The organism is Lacrimispora algidixylanolytica (assembly GCF_003609635.1).
Taxonomy (GTDB): domain Bacteria; phylum Bacillota; class Clostridia; order Lachnospirales; family Lachnospiraceae; genus Lacrimispora; species Lacrimispora algidixylanolytica.
Genome location: NZ_MCIA01000001.1, coordinates 186,476 through 207,028, shown reverse-complemented (window position 1 = coordinate 207,028; position 20,553 = coordinate 186,476). Strand labels below are relative to the sequence as shown.

Genomic DNA, 20,553 nt, shown 5'->3' with positions numbered 1-20,553 from the left:
AAATATAATAAAATGTACTAGGATTATGAAAAATGTTTTATGATTATTAGTTACTTGAAAGACGAGGATAATGGAGTGAATAACAAATACCTGATATTAACAGCTATGTACCGCTTTGGAATGCTTTCAATGGAGGATAAGCCCTCTTTCGATCAAATAAAAGATTTATTGACCACAATCAATCCCCATACCACATTTCCAGGCAGCAAACTCATTGTAAAAAAGGCGTTGCGGGATAATTTTGGAATTACAAAACAAGAGGAGATTGCTCCTGTTCTTGATGAGCTGATTCACTATGCCCTTGCAGACGGAGTTATTTACAGCGCCCTTATTGACATCTACCTTCATGCTCCGGAGCAGTTTGTCTCCATGTCCAGAGAAAAGGCAGCCGTCTATTTTTCAACAGATGAAAAACTGAAAGGGTATATTAAGCCCTTTGCTCCCATGTGGGAGCAGTTTCAATTAGCAGAAGATCCAAGCGTAAGCCAGGAGAAGATTAAGACCTCAATTCTAGAGTTTTTCCAACTGGATAATGATGGGGAGCGTCAAAACCTTACTGGACTGTTTAAGAAAAACAAATGCTGGCTTTCCCTTGCCAAAGGACGCTCTGTGGCTGGATTTAATCTATCAAGAATTATTTCCATACTCTCCGATGCAACGATGGTCGGTTTCCTGCTAGAAAAGGAGGCAGAAGAACTCCTAAATCATTACGGCGCAGTCACGGAAGCACTGTTTGATAACTGGCAGACCTTTTTATCCAGTGCGGTATTTGGGAAACAGCTTATGTCTGCAATCAGCGGGAACTTTATCATGGATTCCACAAGCTACGTGGAGAGCTGCTACAAGCTGGCAGCTCACAAAGGAAAGCTTTTGGAACTATCCGGTCTTTGGCCGGAGAGTGATATGACCTCATTTTGCAGATGTATATCCGAAGAATATGGAGTTGGACTTGAGGAATCGGAATCCCATACCGGGGAGTCAGAGCCTCGTTTTGCCTTCTCACAGACAAAGATACTTCCTGTGCTTGTCAAATATGGGGTTAGTTATCTACTGGATCAGGAGATGTGTGAGCTTTCCTATACGGTACCCGTTTCCGAAACCAGTTCTGGCAACTTTTATGATATGGAAGCACTGGTAAAGAAAAAGAAGTTTCGCCATGGTTCAGATGAAATCCCCTTTATGGCTCATTCCAGGCTTCTTGTAACAGACCGTTTTATCCGTTTGTTTGAAAAGAAGCTGTTTGGCTCTAAGCTTCACGTTCTGCCATGGACCCAAAAGCTTCAATTTTCCTATGAACTGACTAAGCTTGATTTAATTGCTTTTAAGGTAAACGATATGACCATGTTTCATTTGCCTCGCAATTATAAAAAAGTTGGAATCAGCAAAAAAGAAGATGTTTATCTGGATAAGAATAAAGTATTGGAATATTACTCAGAAGACATTAAAAATGCCATTTCCGCATTCTCCGAATTAAATCGCGTGTTGGGAAACAAGGCTTATTCATAGAAGGAGTATGTAATATGAAAATAGGAGTGATCAGTGACACCCACAGCAATTACCATGGATTAAAGGCTTGCGTGGATCATGGGATCAAAGAAGGGGCGGACCGGTTTTTATTCTTAGGAGATTACGTCAGTGACTGTGGGTATCCCCAAAAGACCATGAATCTTCTTTATGAGCTTAAAGACAGCTATGAGTGCAGCTTTATAAAGGGAAACCGGGAAGAGTATATGCTGGATTATAAAGACCAAGGTCTGAATCACTGGATCATCCCTTCATCCGCAACCGGAAGCCTATTATATACCTTTGAGAATCTAACAGAACGTGATTTTGATTTTTTTAGAAGCTTACCCATATCCGGGCGCATGAGCATAAGCGGTTATCCCGATGTGTTGTACTGCCACGGCTCCATGGAACATACCAAGGGAGTCTTAAGGCTGGGCAGCCAGAAGGTAACGGACACATTAAAATCCATGGATGCAGGGGTAATCCTATGCGGTCACAGCCACATTCAGGGAACTCAGGAGTACCAGGGGAAAAAGCTCATGAATGTTGGATCTGCTGGAGTACCCTACTTTTATGAGGGGAATGCCCAGTATGGAATTCTCCATGGGGAAAAGGGAACCTGGGAAGAAGAGCTTCTTCAGATTGACTATGATAAGGCTTTAGCAGTGTTTGATCTCCATGACAGCGGTTTATATGAAAAATCAAATATCTGGGCCAAATTAGTGGAAAACTGCCTTCTTACCGGAATCGACCGGTCCAAAGAATGCCTGGATCTGGCCTTAAAATTATATCAGGACCTGGAAGGGAAAACGGAGTGGTCCACAATTCCTGAATGCTACTGGCAGGAGGCTGCAAACGTACTTGGACTTCTTGGCTAAGTCTATTCGAGTAGAACAAATAGTAATCAAAAAACCTGGGAGAAGGTCATGCTTTCCCAGGTTTTTGTTTGCATCTTTATAGATATCATTCTATTAGAAAATATTCACGGATGTAAAATGCCATGAGCAAATCAAACTTAATCTTTGAATCATTTAATTCCGTATTCAATATCTCTTTAATCTTTTTTAATCGATAGATAATCGTATTTCGGTGCGTGTGCATGCTTCCGGCTGTCTCTAATAAGTTGCAATCAGAGAGCAGAAAGGCTCTTAAAGTACTTAGATAGTCTGAATCATGAGCGGCATCGAATTCTTCCAACAATCCAAGGCTGTTTTTACTGATTGCTTTTAACATTTCCGGGTCTGAGGAAGAGAAAAGGATCTGAAAGATTCCCAGCTCTTCAAAATAAACCGCAGGAATGCTCCAAAAGGAGGCCGCCGCAAGGGCAAAACGGGCACGCTTGTAGCAGAGTCCAAATTCCATTAAGGAAGAAAAGGAATTACTGATTCCAAGGGCAATGCTGTCACAAAATAACAGGATATCCATGAGCTCGCTCATTGGAATTTGAAGTTGAGAAGTAAGGACAACCAATATCTGGAGATGATCATGTTCAAACAGGTGGTATTTTAATTTCCTGTGATTTAAGGAAAAGGTGATTCTAGTGGTGATTTGAAGGTTCTGAATTACAAAGATCCGGTATTCTCCTTTTGTAGGAAACCCCTGTTGGTTTAGGGTAAGGAGTGTATTTTCATGAAGGGTAGACTGATAGATAGCGCCTAGAAATGCTGCATTGACAAGGTCTGTATTTCTGGTGCTTAAAAGCAGGGTGCGGCAGTAATCTTGCATGATATCCACAAGATGGACTTTCCACGGCATGGTAATTAGGGGGAAGTCACTATTTTGGCAAAATTCCTTTATCTCATGGGTGATATCTTCCTCATGAATATACTGACCCACATTAATGAGGATTCCGCTGCAGCTTCTTGTAACCAGCGCACAGATAAATTCTAATAACGTGATTCCACTTTGCATAAACAGTCCCGTCGTAATCACAAGCTCCCCACCCTTTAAAAAGGGCATATTCTGAAAATCCTCCGCTAGATATACCCAGGAGATAGAGTTGGTGAGTCCGGCTTCTCCACTTAATAGTTTTAAGTGGTATGTTTCCTTTGTCGTATGATAGAGATCCAAAACTTGAGTCTTCATAGGGGATCCTCCCTGGCTATATGATGGTAAAGTATAACATGCTTTGTACTCAGAGTACAATATTAACCGAAAAAATTAGAGCAAACAAATATTGTGGCAGGGGTAGGCAGAGCGTATAATAATGAAAATAAAACAGAATTTAAGGAAAGAGGTGTTCTATTTGAGGGAAACGTTTGTTGTTACCATTACAAGACAATTTGGCAGCATGGGAAGACCCATTGCTAGACAAATCAGTGAGAAGCTTGGAATCGAATACTATGATAGAGACATTGTTGAAATGACTTCTAAGGATCTTAATCTTCCTGTTTCTGCCATAAGTGATGTGGAAGAAAGTGCAAAAACGGCATTCTTTAATATGAACCATCCTCTTGGTATGGGCACCACAACCATTCAGGATTCTGTCTATTCCGCTCAGAAAAAAATCATCGTTGATTTAGCAGAACGGGAATCCTGTATTATCGTTGGAAGGTGTGCAGATCATATCTTAAGGGATCATAAAAATATCATTCATATTTTTATCTATGCTCCTTATGAAGCTAGACTTACCAACTGCATCGAACGACTGAATATGAAACCAGATGAAGCAAAAAAAATGATTGCATCCGTGGATAAGGCAAGAGAATCCTACCACAGACATTATTGCGGATATCTCATGTCAGATAAGGAATACAAAGATGTTATGATTGATTCCAGCCTACTTGGTGTAGAAGGAACCTGCGATATATTAACAGAGCTTATAAGAAAGAAATTCCCGGGTCTTTTATCCCAATAACTATAACAATTAAATATCAGATACTTCCAGGGCAATGGAGCTTTTGAAAAAAAGACATTGCCTTTTTTGTTGTATGAAAAGAGATGGAAAGAGAGGAGGATTCGGATCATGCTGCAAATAAAAAATTTATCAAAGTGCTTTGAAGATCTGGAGGTTTTGCGGGATGTGAATGTGACCGTCAGTCAGGGAGAGGTAGTTGTAATCATCGGACCTTCTGGTTCCGGTAAAAGTACCTTCTTGCGTTGCATTAACTTATTAGAAACTCCCACGGGTGGTGAAATCTTGTATCTGGGAGATAACATCCTTCAGCTTGGAAAAAAGGTAACGGATTATCGCAAGCAGGTGGGAATGGTATTTCAGAAGTTTCATCTATTTCCCCTTATGACAACCATTGAAAATGTTATGTATGCGCCTATGAAGCTGAATAAGGTACCCGCAAAAGAAGCAAAGGAGCAGGCTTTAAAGCTTCTTGAAAAGGTGGGGTTGTCTCATAAAGCCGATTCCTATCCCTCTTCTTTGTCGGGAGGGCAGCAGCAAAGAGTTGCCATTGCAAGAGCACTTGCCATGAAGCCGGAGATCCTGTTGTTTGATGAGCCAACTTCCGCTCTTGACCCGGAATTAGTAGGAGATGTGCTAGAGGTTATGAAACAGCTTGCCGGAGAAGGTATGACCATGATTGTAGTAACCCATGAAATGGGATTTGCCAAAGACGTGGCGGACCGGGTCATCTTTATGGACGGTGGCTATATCGTGGAGGAAGGGCCTCCAGATGAAATATTTACACAGCCTAAAAATGAGAGAACAAAGGCATTCTTATCCAGAGTCCTTTAGGGAGGTGACACCATGGAACTTAATTTCACAAAAGCGTTTGGTACTTTGCTACCCAGTCTATTAGGGGGCGTGGGAATTGTTATTTATATCACATTAGTTGGCTTTGCCTTTGCTTTAGTAGCTGCTTTACTCATTGCCATAGGAAGACTTTCAAAGCATAAGCTACTTAGTCGTTTTCTTGGAATCATCATTGAACTGATTCGGGGAACGCCTCTCCTGGTGCAATTATTTTATATCTATTACGTGGTTCCTACCTTAATAAACGGAGTATTAGCCGCCCTTGGATACGAAGCCAACGTACAGTTAAATGCCTCTACCTGCGGAATTATCGGATTTGCAGTCAATTACGGCTGCTATATGTCAGAGGTCATACGCTCCGCTATCTTGGCAGTAGACTCCGGTCAAAGAGAAGCTGGTCTGGCTCTTGGATTTAGTGAGCAAAAGGTGCTCTTTCACTTTATATTACCTCCAGCCATGAGAAATTCTATTCCAGTATTTGGTAATTATCTGGTTATGTTAATTAAAGACACATCCCTTCTTGCCATGATATCCGTTCAAGAATTACTCCTTCGAACGAAAACATATGCCTCCCAGACATTTCTTACCGTTGAGGCCTATACCATACTGGCACTCGTCTATCTAATGCTGAGCTTGCCCCTTTCCCAGCTTGGAGGAATTATAGAACGAAAATTAAAAAGAACCCAATAACTAACATAAATAAGAAAGGAAATTAACCTATGAATAACAGAAAAAGTAGTAAAGGAATCTTATGGCTATTCGTAATACTAATTGCAGTCACTTCCCTTATGGGGTGTCAGGTAAAGAAAGCTGAGACGAAGTCAGTCTCTGGAGAATCTGCCATGTTAACAAAGGCAAAAGAAAAAGGTTATCTCTTAATTGGCTCCTCAAACGATGCACCTTTTTCTTATACTGATGTAGAATCCAAAAAGTTAAAAGGGGTTGATATTGAAATACTGAAAGAGATCTGTAAGAGGCTTGGAATCCCTGATCTTCAGATGAAGGTCACCGATTTTTCCAACCTTTTGGTAGAGCTTAATAACAAAAACGTAGATATGGTAGCCGATGCCATGTATGTAAAAGATGAAAGACTTCAGATCGCAGCCTTTACTGACAAATGGTATCAGGAAGGCGAAGCTGTGGTAATTCCTGAAAGTTCCACCATCAAAAGCAAGGAAGATTTAAAAGGGAAAAAGATAGGAGCACAGCCAGGTACCACCTTCTATGAGACAGCACAGAAATGGCTTGATGAAGGCAAAATCGGAGGACTGGAAGCTTACGATAATCAGGCTACCCTAATGACAGCTGTTAATACCGGAAAGGTGGAAGCTGTAGTAACCGATGGTATCGTTGCCGGATATACCCTTTCTTCTGACAGTTCCTTAAAGCTTAAGCTTCTTTCCCCATACGAGGCTGAGGCAAGCGGGCAGATCGGTGCAGCAGTACGTTTTGAAGACAAAGCATTCTTAGAGGAAGTAAACGGTGCTTTAAATGAGATGAAAGCAGATGGAACTCTTTTGAAAATATTAAAGGATTTCGGTCTTACAGAGGATTACTTCGTAGGTGTGGCTGAAGGAAAGACAAAAAATGTGAAATAACACCATCTGAGCCGGCTTCCCTAGGGAGCCGGACAGCTAAAAAAAGACAGGAAAGAGGATCTGACATGGAATTTCAATATTATTTGCCAGTCAATCTGGTGTTTGGCCGGGGAAAGGCAGATTTCATTGGAGAGAAGGCAGCAGCCATTGGAAAACGGGCACTGATTGTAACCGGTGGTAATAGCACCAAGAAATCAGGCCTTCTTGACAGAACGAAAAAGCAGTTGGAAGAAAACGGAGTTTCCTTCGTATTGTTTGATAAGGCAGAACCAAATCCCCTGACTACTACGGTTTATGAAGGAGGGGAATTAGCAAACCAGGAAGGCTGTGATTTTATCATTGCCCTGGGTGGCGGAAGCAGTCTAGATACTGGCAAGGGCATTGCTTTTATGGCATTAAATGGGGGAGATATAAACGATTATATCTATGGAAAAAAGGTGAGTGATAAGGCCCTTCCCCTACTGGCGGTTCCAACCACCTGCGGAACAGGAAGTGAAGGAAATGGCTTTGCAGTCATGACCAATCCACAAACTCTAGATAAGAAATCACTTCGGTGCAGTGCAATTGTTCCCACCTGCTCCATTGTTGATCCTCAGTTAATGATGACAATGCCAAAAGGAATTTTAGCTTCCGTAGGCTTTGATGCACTTTGCCACAACATAGATGCTTATTTATCCACCATATCCCAGCCTCTTACAGACCTTATGGCTTTAGAGGGGGTAAGACTTGCGGCAGAAAGCCTTGTAGCGCTTTATGAGGATACTGGAGATCTTAACAATTGGGATCAGCTTTGCCTTTCCAGTACTCTTGGGGGAATGGTCATTAATACTGCAGGAGTTACCGCCCTTCATGGAATGGAGCATCCGGTCAGTGGACTAAAGGATGCAGTTCATGGAAGAGGCCTTGCAGCTTTGGCTCCCCATGTATTTGAATCTTCCATAAAGGGAGCGCCTTATAAATTTGCTACCCTTTCAAAGCTTCTAGGTGGAAGAGATGAAACAGATTTTGTAGAGCAAATTCATAAGCTCATCTCCAGGCTTGATCTTACGGAAAGCCTTAAGGATATGGGAATTGAGGAGAGTGATCTCTCCTGGCTGACTAAGAACTGCTTAAAGGTATCAGCCGCCAGTATGGCAAATCACCCGGTGGTATTCACTCCGGAGGAAATCAAGGAAATCTATCAAAAATCACTGTAAGACGTTGTGCAAAAGCAGCGCAGAATGGAGAAAACTATGTTAAAGGATTCGCTGCCAGAAATAAAAACCCCACTGCCTGGGCCAAAGGCGGATGCTATTTTAAAAAGAAGGATGAATGCCATTCCAAATGCCATCAAATCGGCCTATCCTTGTGTGATTGAAAAAGGAGAGGGGGCAATGTTTGAAGATGTGGACGGAAACCGTTTCCTTGACTGGGTCGGGGGAGTGGGCGTATTAAACATCGGATACAGCCGTCCTGAATTAATAGAAGCAGTAAAAGATCAATCGGAGAAGTATTTTCACGCAATGATGAATATTGTGACCCATGAAGGGTACATAAGCCTTGCAGAGAAAATGAATGAAATCGTTCCTTTAAAAGCCGAGGAGAAAAAGACCATGTTTTCAAACTCCGGAGCAGAGGCCATTGAAAATGCGGTAAAGATTGCAAAATCCTATTCCGGAAGACCTAATATTATCGTGTTCTCCGGAGCCTTTCATGGAAGAACCCTTTTAGCGGCCTCCATGACAGCAAAGAAGTCTTATGCCGCAGGAGTCGGCCCCTTCCCAGACGGCATCTACCGGGCGGAGTTCCCTTACCTTTACAGAGGCCCAAAGGGGTATGACGAAGTTAGTGCCATTGACTATTATCTCGAACGCCTTAACAAGGTCTTTGAGGAGGCATCTCCAGCAGAATACGTAGCTGCTATTGTGGTTGAGCCGGTGCAAGGAGAGGGCGGATTCATTCCAGCTCCCTTAGAATGGGTGAAGGCACTGAGAAACATCTGTGACGAGCAAGGAATTTTACTCATTGCCGATGAAGTTCAAACTGGTTTTGCAAGATCTGGAAAGTTATTTGTATCTGATTATTGGAAAGGGGCAGGTTGCCCTCCAGATATCTTAGTATCCGCAAAATCCATTGCAGGTGGGCTTCCCCTAAGTGCTGTAACCGCTTCCAAGGAGATATTTGATGGAGTAAGAAATGGAATCATCGGTGGAACCTTTGGAGGCAATGCCCTTGCGTGTGCGTCAGCCCTTAAGACCATTGAGATCATAGAAAAAGAAGATTTATGCTCTAGGGCTCTTGCCATTGCGACCATTTGCCGAAACGAATTTGACCACTGGGTGGAGGAATTTGAGGAAGTGGGAGATGTAAGAGGCATTGGCTGTATGATGGGAATTGAATTTGTAACGGATAAAGAAAGTAAAGTTCCCAATGGGAAGCTGGTATCCGCCATCGTAGATTACTGTGTACAACATGGCCTTATTGTGGAAAGCGCAGGTTCCGGGTCTAATGTCATCCGCTTTTTATGTCCTCTAGTCGTCACAGACGAACAGCTTACATGTGGCCTTCAAATCTTAAAATCAGCCATTGAAGCTTGTAGATAAATATAGCAAAAAACATCAATCATATAAAAAAAGTGGGGTTCCGTACATTGGAACTCCACTTTCTTTGTATGGTTCTTGATTACTGCTTAGGCATTGGGGTATCATACTCTTGGGGTTCTTCTCCCAAGGAAAAGAGCAGCTTTTTTAACAGATCGTTAAAAAGAACCGTTTCTTTCTTTGATAGATCTTTGAATATAGAATTTTCTGTTTCCGTGTGAGTGATCACTGCCTCTGTGATCAGGTCGAAGCCTTTCTTTGTTAATTGTACATAGATGGTTCTTCGATCAGAATCATCATGGGTACGGCTGACCAATTCCTTTTTTTCCAGAGTATCAATCCGGTTTGTCATAGCACCTGAGGTGATCATAAGGGACTGATAAAGATCCGTAGGTTTCAGTCGGTAATCCTTGCCGGAACGCCGAAGGGAAGCAAGTACATCAAACTCCCCGCTGTTAAGGTTGTATTGTGCAAAATTCTTCCCTAACCTCTTTTCTATATGTTTTGCGACTCTGTTCAGCCGTCCTATAACAGCCATGGATTCTGTACCAAGCTCCGGCAATTCCTCTTTCCATTGTTCCATAAAGGTGTCAACTTTGTCTTTTTTCATAGTAACAGTGTAACATCAGAAAAATGAAAAAACAAGAACAATTTTAAGGTTAACTATCTTAATGTTGAGATACTTGACAAGGTGATTAGATTAACATATAATTCATTTATCTTAACATTAAAATACTTTTGATTAAGACGAATGTTACGTTAGAAAATGAAAAGAAAGGACAACCATATGAAAGATTTTAAAGATACTCTTTTGACCATGATTACTCCCATGCTGTGGGGTTCCACCTATATGATTACTGCTGTATTCATACCAATTGACAGACCCATCTTTGTAGCTCTAATGAGGGGTCTTCCCATCGGACTTTTGCTTTTGTTATTTTATCGCAAGTTTCCAAAAGGAATCTGGCTGTTTCGATCCATCTTATTGGGGAGCTTAAATATAGGAATCTTTTTCCTGCTTTTATTTATAGCGGCTTATCGTCTCCCTGGTGGAATCGCCTCTATTGTAGGAAGTGTCCAACCTGTTTTTATTATTTTCTTAAGCTGGATTATCTTAAAGGAAAAGCCAACAGCCAATTCCTTTCTTGCTATCGGAATGATTTTTGTGGGAGTGTTCTTTTTGTTCTTTAAGCAGCAAGCCGCCATTGATCCTATTGGTGTCATTGCCGCATTGATAGGTTCCGCACTGATGTCCCTTGGAGTGGTGCTAACCAAGTACTGGGGAAAGCCAGAGGGAGTAAGTCAGATGGTCTTTACCTCATGGCAGTTGTTTTTTGGAAGCCTGATCTTAATTCCAGCCTTTTTGTTTCTGGAAGGTCCGGTTCCACCACTGTCCACACAAAATATTTTGGGAATTGCCTTTATCGGTATTTTCAACACAGGGTTAGCGTATTATCTCTGGTTTCGAGGAATTGAAAAGATCGGGCCTGCGAAAGCTTCTTTCTTAAATCCCATTAACCCATTAACCGCTTTTTTCCTTGGTTACTTCATGCTGGGACAGACCATTAACTTCCTTCAAATCCTTGGAGTTATCATCATCATTTCCAGCGTCTTTGTATCACAAAGCAAGAGAAAGATAAAAAAGCCGGTGACCGCTACCAAAAGTCAGCCACAAAATAGCTTCGAATAGACATAAGAAGGGACTGTTACAAAATGAATTTGTGGTAGCAAATTGCATAAAGCAATCACCTTAATAATTAGAAAACGCACCTTAATACAGGTTTTTGAAGCCTGCTTAAGGTGCATTTTTTGTGGATTATTTTATCAAGGGGCTATTTTGCAACACCCCTTCCGTTTTAATCTAGATTTAAGCCGTTTGTTCTTCTTCAGAACCTGAGTGTGCAAACTGGCTGTTATAAAGCTTTTCATAGAATCCCTGTTTCGTAAGAAGCTCTTCATGAGATCCCTGCTCAATGATGGTGCCGTGATCCATAACAATGATAAGATCTGCATCCCGAATGGTAGACAGCTTATGAGCGATGATAAAGCTGGTTCGCCCCTTCATTAAGTTGTTCATGGCCTTTTGAATCTCTGCCTCTGTTCTGGTATCTACACTTGAAGTAGCCTCATCAAGAATTAAGATAGCAGGATCCGCTAAGATGGCTCTGGCAATGGTTAAAAGCTGCTTCTGACCCTGGGATACGTTGGAGCCGTCTTCCGTAAGAGTAGTTTGATAACCTTCTGGCAGGGTACGGATAAAATGATCCGCTCTGGCAGATTTCGTTGCTGCAATCACAGCTTCTTCCGGTGCATCAAAGTTACTGTAGGCAATGTTATCTTTAATGGAACCGCCAAAGAGCCAGGTATCTTGTAAAACCATACCGAACTTACTCCTAAGTTCAGCTCTTGACATAGACTTAATATCTACGCCGTCGATTTTAATGGAACCACCCTGAATCTCATAAAAACGCATAAGAAGATTTACCAGGGTTGTTTTGCCGGCACCAGTAGGGCCTACGATGGCAATCCGGTCACCAGCGTTTATCTCAATATTGATGTCCTTCATAAGAATATGATCATCGGAATATCCAAAACGGACGTGTTCAAAACGAACATCTCCCTTTGTTTCTGGAAGAACCTCCAAAGAGACGTGATCTGGAACTTCATCAAGTTCATCCATGATCTGAAAGTATCGGATGGAAGCCGCAAATGCGGACTGCATGGAGCTGATGATCTGGGAACATTCGATAACCGGTTCAGAGGATTTATCCGCATACTGAATAAAGGCCTGGACAGTACCAATGGTCATTCTGCCCTGTATGATGTTAATTACGCTTAAAGCAGCAATGATGGTGTATCCGAAGTTATTAATGAGACGGATACATGGGGAGACGATATATTGAGCAATCTGGGAAGAAGTGCTGTGCTGATACAGCTCTCCATTGATTTTTCGAAACTCCTCTAAAGTGGCATCTTCCTGGTTAAAGGCTTTGATTACGAGCTGCCCGGTAAAGGTCTCTTCCACCGCTGCATTTAACTCGCCCATAGAGGTCTGGTAATTGAAAAAATATTTTCTGGACTTTCCAGAAAGGATCACAGTCAAAACGGTTGCAATTCCAATGGTAAGGAAGGCCACTATAGATAAAGTTGGACTGATATAAAGCATCATAGCAATGGCACCAATGATGGATATGACGGAGGCAATAAGTCGGTTAAAGCCTTCTCTTAAGGCATCTGCTATCTTTTCCACATCATTGGTAGCACGGCTTAGGATATCCCCTCGTTCCGTCGCATCAAAAAAGCGGAGAGGCAGACGGTTTAGCTTATCCATTAAGGAACTTCTCATATTTAAAGTCACTGTTTCGGTAACAGTAGCCATCAGATAATTTGCCAGATAGTTTGTAATAAAACTTAATACATAAAGAGTGAGGAGAATCCCAAAAATATTGCCCATGGTATCCCAATTCACCTGAAAACGGGTGCCATTTAATACGGATGTCTTAATCCCATTTGCAAGTTGATCCAGTGCTTTTCCTAAAAATATAGGAGATACGATGAAAAGGGCTGCACTTAATATAGTAGTTACAATGATTAAAGCTAACTTAAGCCTAGATCCCTTAAAATAAGTGAACAATCTTAATATAGTTCCTTTTTTCTTCTTATCCATGATTCCTCTCCTCCTTTCTATTTAATTCTTCTTCACTTAACTGTGTGGCGGCAATCTGCTGATAGACGGAACAAGTCTTCATAAGCTCCTCATGCCGTCCAATGCTGACCACCTTTCCATCATCCAGAACAAGAATCTGATCGGCATCCATGATGGTGCTGATTCTCTGAGCCACAATAATAAGGGCGGAATCCTTAATCTGTGATTTTAATGCCTTCCTTAAGAGAGAATCTGTCTTATAATCCAGGGCAGAGAAGCTGTCGTCAAACACATAGACTTCCGGTTTTTTAATAAGGGCTCTTGCAATGGCGACTCGCTGCTTTTGTCCGCCGGATAGATTGGTGCCTGCCTGAGCCACATAAGATTGATAGCCGTCGTCTAGATTTTCTATGAATTCATGAGCTTGCGCCACCTTGGAAGCAGCAATGATTTCCTCCATCGTTGCATCTTCCTTGCCAAACCGTATATTGCTCTCGATGGTTCCCCGAAACAAGAATGCTTTTTGGGGTATAAAGCCGATTTTATCTCTTAATGTCTTCTGAGGATACTCTATAATATTGGTTCCATTTAAAAGGATTTCCCCTTCCTGAATCTGATAAAAATGAGGAATTAAGTTTGCAATGGTTGATTTTCCGGAACCTGTTCCACCAATAATGGCGGTTGTCTGCCCCGGTTTTGAAGTAAAGGAGATATGACTTAAAACCGGTTCCTCTGCATTTGCATACATAAAAGAAACATTTCTAAACTCCAGGGTTCCTTTTAAATCACTTTTTGGAGTAGCATTGGCATCATCAACGATTTCAGGAGTCAGGTCTAAAATCTCATTGATACGCTCCACACTAATGAGCGCACGGGGAATCTCCATAAATCCCATAACAGCCATAACGCTGCAAAAAAGAATAATAGTCAGGTATTCAATGAGAGCAAAGATACTTCCGATCTCCATGGAGCCGTTTGATACCTGAATGCCACCAAACCAGATGACAGAAGCAACGCTTAAATCTAATATTAAAAAAAGGAATGGTAATAATATAGCGAAGACTCTTCCAGTCTTTATTGTGGTATCCCTGTAATCGTAACAAGCTTCCACAAAACGGTCCTTCTCATATTCTTCCCGGTTAAATGCCCGGATTACTCTTACTCCAGTAATGACTTCCCGTAGCACATAGGTTACCCGGTCCATCTTCTTTTGGATCATCTGAAACAAAGGAATGGCTCTTTTGCCAATCAAAAATGCCATAACACCGAAAAACAAGATAACCACAATAAAAAACAAGGCCATTTGCACGTTGGTGCGAAAGGCGAGCGTAAGACCTACTATGGTCATAATAGGCGCAGGCAGAAGAACTCTTAATAACATCATAGTTGATCTTTGAATGATATTAATATCACTGGTACTGCGGGTGATCATAGAAGCAGTTCCAACCGTTTTAAAATCAGTGAGAGAGTATGTCTGTGCTTTCATAAACACAGCTTCTCTTAAATCTCTGGCGACTCCAGCCGCAGCCTTTGATGACAAAATGGCAGAGACAATGGAACTGACTCCTCCAAGTACAGCAACCGTAAGCATAAGCCCGCAAATACGATAGATGTAGGGCAAGTCCTGATTGGCTACCCCCACATTGATCAAGCGGGCTGTGAGTGTAGGAATAAACATGGCAGTAAAGTTATTGAAAATTAATAATATTATGGCACCTGCCAAAAGCCTTTTATGTGGCCTTATGTAAGGCAGTAATTGTCTCATATTGGTCCTCCTGTATATCGTTTTCGTTGATAAATAATGTCTTGACGGATGTTTGCAGCTATGTCATTATAAAGTATAGGGTAACCCTAAAGTCAAGAATATTTACAAAAGTATATAAAATACTAATAATTTGATTTTAATAATAGAAAGGGAAGCATATGTCTGGAAATAACAAGCAATATTTGACCACCAAAGAATTTGCCCACCTTTGCGGAGTGAGTAAGCACACATTATTCCATTATGATGAGGTGGGGATTTTAAAGCCGGAATTGGTAAAACAAAATGGCTATCGTTATTATTCCATCAAGCAGTTTTTTACGTATGATATCATCCATATCTTAAAGCAGGCAGGTTCTTCTCTTAGCGAAATCAAGGCTTATATGAATGATTATAACCCGGATCTATTTCTTTCTATACTAAGACAAAAGGAAATGCAGCTTGAGGCAGAGATAAAAAAGACGAATCTTATGAGAAATAAAATATTAGCCACGATTGAGACCACGGAAGAGGCCTTACGTTGTGTATATGGGGTTCCTTATTTGGAAGATTGCAGAGAAGAATATTATATTGTGGTTAAGATGATGGAAGAGGCTTCTGCAAAGCAGGAGCTTGAAAAGCTAAGAGATCATTTTGAGTATTGTGATGAATTAAGTGGGGAAACAGAGCTGTTGCTTGGCGCCATATTAAAAAAAGAAGATATACTTTCCGGGGAATATATGAGAGTTTCATACTACAGCAGCAAGATACGGGCATACATTAACAGCGAACGAGTTCATACAAAGAAGGCGGGAATCTATGCTGTAGCAATTCATAAAGGCTCTTATGAGCAGACATTTGAAACCTACAACCAACTAAAATTATTTATAGAGAAAAACCATATGGTCATTCATGGGGATGCGTATGAGGATGATATGCTGAGTCATCTGGCTGGTGTGGAGTCTAATGAGTACGTGGTGAAGATTCAAATTCCGGTAGCTCCCATGTGAGGTTATTTTATAAGGTTTCATTGTGGGTAAAATTGAGACAGAAAATATAGAAGAATAGGAGGGATTTACTTTGAATAAAAAAGATTTTTCTGGCAGGAAACCAGGAATCATTGGAGAGGAAGCCTTCCGTAAGTATGCAGTTTTAGTACCTGTGATTGAAGTTTCTGGAGTTCCTCATCTATTGTTTGAAAAAAGATCAGGAAAATTAAGGCGCCAGCCCGGAGAAATCTGTTTTCCAGGCGGTAAACTGGAACTAGGAGAGTCCTTAAGAGCATGTGCGATTCGGGAAACCATGGAAGAACTATATGTACGGCGAAAACAGATTCAGGTATTAGGACCTGGTGATATGTACCTATCTCCCTTTAATTTAATGGTTCAACCCTTTATTGGAACCATAAAGGATTATCAGGACACCTTCGGTACGGATGAGGTAGAGGCTATCGTTAAGATTCCACTGGAGTTTTTTAGAACCCATCCAGCCAAGACATTTACCAGTCGTCTGATTCAGGAGCCACCAGAGGACTTTCCGTACGAATGGATACCAGGAGGGATGGAGTATCCATGGGTCAAAGGCACTCATGAAATTTCCTTTTACCAGTATGAAGACACCACGATCTGGGGAATGACGGCTCAGATGGCTACGTCTGCCGTAAAGCTCATGGAGAGGTACCATATTATATAGATAGAAGAATGGGGCAAAAGCTACGACGACTATAACGCTCTGCAAAGAAAATACGAAGGAATCGAGTTTGCCTATGATGGCATGAAGATTCAAATATAGAAGTATAAGGTAATTGATAAAATTTATGAAAAAGGACTTTCCCTTGATTCATTAAAATGGTAGTATAAACATACCGAACTTCTATGAAAAGGAGCTTATAATATGAAACACTTAATCGATAAACTGTATGAGACACATGACCTTTCAAAGGAAGAGTTTGTTTATTTGCTTCAGAATTATGATCAAGAGACAAGTGATTACCTGTTTTCTCTTGCAAGAACCTATAGCGAAAAGTATTTTGATAAAGAAGTTTACATTCGTGGTCTGATTGAATTTACCAATTATTGTAAAAATGACTGCTATTATTGTGGGATCCGAAGAGGTAACGGGAATGCGGACCGTTACCGCCTGAGCAAAGAAGAAATTTTGTCCTGTTGTAAGACAGGCCATGAGTTAGGCTTTCGTACCTTTGTACTTCAGGGAGGAGAAGATCCTTTTTATACCGATGAGATTATGGTTGATATCATCAAATCCATTCGGGAAGGTTACCCGGACTGCGCCATTACTCTTTCTATCGGAGAAAAGACATACGACCAGTACTTAAAGTATTATGAGGCAGGGGCAGACCGTTATCTCCTTCGCCATGAGACGGCGAATGAAGAACATTACGCGAAGCTTCACCCCGGGTCGTTATCCCTGTCAAACAGAAAAGAATGTCTTCGGAACATAAAAAAGATCGGGTATCAGGTAGGAACCGGTTTTATGGTAGGATCTCCTTATCAAACTCCGGAATGCCTTGCACAGGATCTTGCATTTATTAAAGAGTTATCCCCACAGATGGTGGGAATCGGGCCATTTATCCCCCATAAAGATACTCCCTTTGGGGATTTTTCGGCTGGAAGTGTTGACTTAACCTTATTTCTCATTGGAATATTAAGATTAATGCTACCAAACGCCCTTCTCCCTTCCACCACAGCCCTTGGAACCCTTGATCCCAAAGGAAGAGAAAAAGGTATTTTATCCGGTTCCAATGTGTTGATGCCAAACTTATCCCCTATTGGTGTCCGCAAGAAATATGACCTCTATGATAACAAGATCTGTACCGGGGAAGAGGCCGCAGAATGCAACGTATGCCTGAGAAACCGGGTTTCTTCTATTGGCTATAAAATAGTGGAAAAACGAGGGGATTTTGTAGAAGATAAGACAAGTTAATTATTTAACAATACTCACAAACTTTTTTAGGTTCTTTCCACCATTTTTGGATTTTATAACGATAGTGTTCTCCTACTTTGTAAACATTGAGACACCGTTCCCTGCAATATTTAGACAATAAAACTTGACTTAATCTATAAATAGACAATGGATTAAATCATGTCAAATAAATGTAGTTGCGCAACGGCTATGAACTATATATAATAATGTTCGATGTAATGCTAGAAAATACAGAACAAGAAAAAGAGTTCAGGTACTTTGTGAGGAGAACAGCAATGAAGAAAAAGCTATTTTGGATAGCGGTGGGGCAGTTTATTTCGGCATGTGCGTATTGTCAGATACTCAATGCCAATGATTTGGTTGCAACAGGAATTGGGGGGCTGGCAGCGGTAGTCAACCGTCTGACAGGAATGGATGTACAGATGCTTCTTATTTTAATGGCTTTGCCGATTTTTATCTGGGCATTTTTTAGTTATAACAAAAAGCAGATTTTTTATGCTGGTTTCAGTTATTTGATGTTCACCTTCTATGTGGGCATCGTAAACCGCTATTTGCCGGCACTTCACACCGATTCTATTGCAGCAGCCGTCAGTGGTGGTCTGGTAGGTGGAATTGCAGGCGGAATTATTATGAAGCAGGGAGTTGCCAATGGACCGGAATCCATTGTAGCCTTATATTTAAAAGAGAAAAAGGGAATTTCTGTAGGAACTTATTATCTGATCATTAATACGGTAGTTATCTGTTCTTCTATTATATTTGGAAATATAACTATGATTATTTATTCCTTAATTTGTACCTTCATCATGAGTGCGGTAACGGATAAATTAATCATTGGCTTTGAGAAATATTATAATGTCAGCATTATGTCAGACCAGTATTTAGAGATCACCCAGTTTATCCGGGATGAGCTTAATCGTGGAGCCACATTTATTCAAGGTATGGATACCTCCAACGTGAAAAAGAAGATGCTGATTCAGTCTGTGTTAAACCAACAGGAGCTGATTGCTATCAGAGATTATGTGAAATCCTTACAAGATGACAGCTTTATCTGCGCAAGCAGGAGCAACAGCATCATTGGAAGAGGTTTTGATGTGGAATAAGGAATAAATAATTGGGATATGAAAAGACCTGCCGGAAAAGTATAATTTTTCTGGCAGGTCCTTTTTATATTGAATAAAAGGCGAGAGTCTCTTATAATGAGAAGAAATAGGGCAAGAGCCCACCTTTCATATGGTGTCAGTAAGTAAGCAACTGAACTAAATAGGCCGGTGTTTGAGGCGGGATACTGGCAGTTACGATATCTCCGTATTCCACTCGAACCATTTGACCAGTTTGAAGGGAATTAAGAGGAATCACTCTATTTTCCTGATCCAGAATCTGAGTCATGTTGGAAATAATAAAACGAATTTGTTCCACCTCATTCTTGGGGTTACCCACGTAGAGAAACCCATTTTGGGTATCGATGGAAGTAATTCTATCAATGATAACCCGGATGTTAGGAGCTGGAAGAAATGCTACGATTCGGTAGGCATTTGACTGGGGAGGGGTACCGTCAGTGATATCCGTGGAAAACCAAGCATTGATTGTCATTCCTTTCAGGATCCGGCATAAGCTGATGGATTCATTGAATTGATTGATAAGAATGGTGTTCCAACCTACATTTAACTGAAGAAGATCGGTGAATACCATTTCTCGTTCCCCTGGTATGGAATAAGAGATTTTTATATACCCGGTTCTGCTGTTCGGAGTATAGACTTCTTCTACCAAAGCGTTCTGGACCTGCATAACATCCCCGTTTTGGACTATGGTTCCACCGGTGACACCGTTTTGATCGCTCATATTAGGCTCCTGAAACTAAGAAATTTGTTATTAATGTATGCGGAAATAAAGAAAAATATTTTAGAAACTACAACATATTCGAAACGTCATAGGAATTAAAAAGATTTCATGGAGGGTAAAAATGGAATATAACACGGTAACGCTTCTCTATTTCTCGGGAACAGGCAGTACGGAACACGCAGCGAGTTGTCTGGAACGACAGTTTACAGAGCGGGGAATCAAGATACATAAACAGAATATGGCAAAGATATCTCCATCCAATGTGGAAGTGTCAGATCTACTTATTATTTTATCCCCAATCTATGCCTACCGATTGGCAGAGCTGACAGAAAGCTTTCTTAAAAAACTTCCAGATGGAAAACAAAGGCCTGTGGCAGTTCTTTCCGTCTCCGGAGGAGGAGAGGTATCTCCTAATACAGCCTGTCGTGTTCCGGCCAAACGGTATTTAACACGAAGGGGATACGATGTAGTCTATGAAAACATGCTGGTGATGCCATCAAACTTTGCGACTCAGGCAGAACCTCATCTAAATCTGGCTCTATTAACGGTACTTCCAGAGAAGGTGGAAACCATAATCAATGAGCTTTTGGAAGGGGAAAAACGACTTACCGCGCCAAAGACAAAAGATCGACTCATCACTACCTTTGGAGTGGCAGAGCATTTAGGAGGCAGCATCTTTGGTAAAAACCTATATGCAACCAGTGATTGCAACCAGTGCGGTCTTTGTGTAAAGAATTGTCCCAAAAAGAACATTAAAATGGTAAACGGAAGACCACAATTTGGCTGGCGTTGCATGTGGTGCTTAAAATGCGTCTATGCCTGTAACCGAAGAGCTATTTTACCGGGAATTATGAAGTCCATTGTACTAAAGGACGGGTACGATATCAAAAAGATGAGCCGCCTTGCAGCAAAGGAGCCCAAACAAGAAGCATATACATCAAAATCAGGAGATCAATGGGAAGGTGTCATGAAGTATTTAAATAAATGAGATAACA

Annotated in this window: 19 protein-coding genes; 14 read left to right on the top strand and 5 right to left on the bottom strand. The window is 41.2% G+C overall.

The features are described 5' to 3' along the window. The first annotated feature begins 75 nt into the window (after window positions 1-75). Window positions 76-1,506: a DUF1266 domain-containing protein gene (locus tag BET01_RS00940; protein WP_158584956.1), complete on the top strand. Its 1,431-nt coding sequence runs from the start codon at window positions 76-78 to the stop codon at window positions 1,504-1,506. Between the two features lie 14 nt (window positions 1,507-1,520). Further along, on the top strand, window positions 1,521-2,384 hold the full coding sequence (locus BET01_RS00935) for a metallophosphoesterase family protein (protein ID WP_120194885.1): 864 nt from the start codon (window positions 1,521-1,523) through the stop codon (window positions 2,382-2,384). A gap of 85 nt (window positions 2,385-2,469) precedes the next feature. On the opposite strand, the gene BET01_RS00930 is transcribed toward BET01_RS00935, so the two are convergent. Beyond that, window positions 2,470-3,591 carry a PucR family transcriptional regulator gene (locus BET01_RS00930; RefSeq protein WP_120194884.1) on the bottom strand — a complete coding sequence of 374 codons (1,122 nt, stop codon included), beginning with the start codon at window positions 3,589-3,591 and terminating at the stop codon, window positions 2,470-2,472. Window positions 3,592-3,751: 160 nt separating this feature from the next. On the opposite strand from BET01_RS00930, the gene BET01_RS00925 reads away from it, so the two are divergent. The 6 genes from BET01_RS00925 (at window position 3,752) to BET01_RS00900 (ending at window position 9,392) form a co-directional block, all read left to right on the top strand. Then, on the top strand, window positions 3,752-4,363 hold the full coding sequence (locus BET01_RS00925; RefSeq protein WP_243117085.1) for a cytidylate kinase-like family protein: 612 nt from the start codon (window positions 3,752-3,754) through the stop codon (window positions 4,361-4,363). A 108-nt stretch (window positions 4,364-4,471) separates the two neighbouring features. Further along, window positions 4,472-5,194, top strand: coding sequence for an amino acid ABC transporter ATP-binding protein (locus tag BET01_RS00920; RefSeq protein ID WP_120194882.1), 723 nt, complete (start codon window positions 4,472-4,474; stop codon window positions 5,192-5,194). 12 nt (window positions 5,195-5,206) lie between these two features. After that, entirely contained in the window at window positions 5,207-5,902 is a 696-nt protein-coding gene (locus BET01_RS00915; protein WP_120194881.1) for an amino acid ABC transporter permease, read from the top strand. Window positions 5,903-5,931: 29 nt separating this feature from the next. Continuing rightward, window positions 5,932-6,810: a substrate-binding periplasmic protein gene (locus BET01_RS00910; RefSeq protein WP_120194880.1), complete on the top strand. Its 879-nt coding sequence runs from the start codon at window positions 5,932-5,934 to the stop codon at window positions 6,808-6,810. Window positions 6,811-6,875: 65 nt separating this feature from the next. Beyond that, window positions 6,876-8,006, top strand: a complete 1,131-nt coding sequence (locus tag BET01_RS00905) for an iron-containing alcohol dehydrogenase (protein WP_120194879.1) — start codon at window positions 6,876-6,878, stop codon at window positions 8,004-8,006. 36 nt (window positions 8,007-8,042) lie between these two features. Continuing rightward, complete coding sequence (locus BET01_RS00900; RefSeq protein ID WP_120194878.1) at window positions 8,043-9,392, top strand: aspartate aminotransferase family protein; 1,350 nt, start codon at window positions 8,043-8,045, stop codon at window positions 9,390-9,392. A gap of 79 nt (window positions 9,393-9,471) precedes the next feature. On the opposite strand, the gene BET01_RS00895 is transcribed toward BET01_RS00900, so the two are convergent. Further along, the gene (locus tag BET01_RS00895; protein WP_243117084.1) at window positions 9,472-9,972 is read right to left on the bottom strand and encodes a MarR family winged helix-turn-helix transcriptional regulator; all 501 of its coding nucleotides are present in this window, start codon (window positions 9,970-9,972) and stop codon (window positions 9,472-9,474) included. 204 nt (window positions 9,973-10,176) lie between these two features. On the opposite strand from BET01_RS00895, the gene BET01_RS00890 reads away from it, so the two are divergent. Further along, window positions 10,177-11,079 carry an EamA family transporter gene (locus BET01_RS00890; RefSeq protein ID WP_120194876.1) on the top strand — a complete coding sequence of 301 codons (903 nt, stop codon included), beginning with the start codon at window positions 10,177-10,179 and terminating at the stop codon, window positions 11,077-11,079. A 177-nt stretch (window positions 11,080-11,256) separates the two neighbouring features. Here the strand turns inward: BET01_RS00890 and BET01_RS00885 are convergent, their stop codons facing one another. Continuing rightward, window positions 11,257-13,056 carry an ABC transporter ATP-binding protein gene (locus BET01_RS00885; RefSeq protein ID WP_120194875.1) on the bottom strand — a complete coding sequence of 600 codons (1,800 nt, stop codon included), beginning with the start codon at window positions 13,054-13,056 and terminating at the stop codon, window positions 11,257-11,259. Continuing rightward, window positions 13,049-14,800 carry an ABC transporter ATP-binding protein gene (locus BET01_RS00880; protein ID WP_120194874.1) on the bottom strand — a complete coding sequence of 584 codons (1,752 nt, stop codon included), beginning with the start codon at window positions 14,798-14,800 and terminating at the stop codon, window positions 13,049-13,051. The genes BET01_RS00885 and BET01_RS00880 overlap by 8 nt, the downstream gene beginning before the upstream one ends. Window positions 14,801-14,958: 158 nt before the next feature. Between BET01_RS00880 and BET01_RS00875 the strand changes: the two genes are divergently transcribed. From BET01_RS00875 to BET01_RS00855, 4 genes are all read left to right on the top strand, one after another. After that, window positions 14,959-15,786: a MerR family transcriptional regulator gene (locus tag BET01_RS00875; RefSeq protein ID WP_120194873.1), complete on the top strand. Its 828-nt coding sequence runs from the start codon at window positions 14,959-14,961 to the stop codon at window positions 15,784-15,786. A 70-nt stretch (window positions 15,787-15,856) separates the two neighbouring features. Further along, window positions 15,857-16,468: an NUDIX hydrolase gene (locus BET01_RS00870; protein WP_120194872.1), complete on the top strand. Its 612-nt coding sequence runs from the start codon at window positions 15,857-15,859 to the stop codon at window positions 16,466-16,468. 201 nt (window positions 16,469-16,669) lie between these two features. Then, on the top strand, window positions 16,670-17,719 hold the full coding sequence (gene hydE, locus BET01_RS00860) for a [FeFe] hydrogenase H-cluster radical SAM maturase HydE (protein WP_120194871.1): 1,050 nt from the start codon (window positions 16,670-16,672) through the stop codon (window positions 17,717-17,719). A 275-nt stretch (window positions 17,720-17,994) separates the two neighbouring features. After that, entirely contained in the window at window positions 17,995-18,819 is an 825-nt protein-coding gene (locus BET01_RS00855; protein WP_158584955.1) for a YitT family protein, read from the top strand. Window positions 18,820-18,955: 136 nt separating this feature from the next. Here BET01_RS00855 and BET01_RS00850 read toward each other — a convergent pair whose 3' ends face one another. After that, window positions 18,956-19,558 (bottom strand): hypothetical protein, encoded by a 603-nt coding sequence (locus BET01_RS00850; RefSeq protein ID WP_120194869.1) that lies wholly within the window; start codon window positions 19,556-19,558, stop codon window positions 18,956-18,958. Between the two features lie 121 nt (window positions 19,559-19,679). Here BET01_RS00850 and BET01_RS00845 point away from each other — a divergent pair, with 121 nt between their 5' ends. Then, a complete protein-coding gene (locus BET01_RS00845; RefSeq protein WP_120194868.1) occupies window positions 19,680-20,546 on the top strand; it encodes an EFR1 family ferrodoxin in 867 nt (288 codons plus the stop codon). Window positions 20,547-20,553 lie beyond the last annotated feature (7 nt).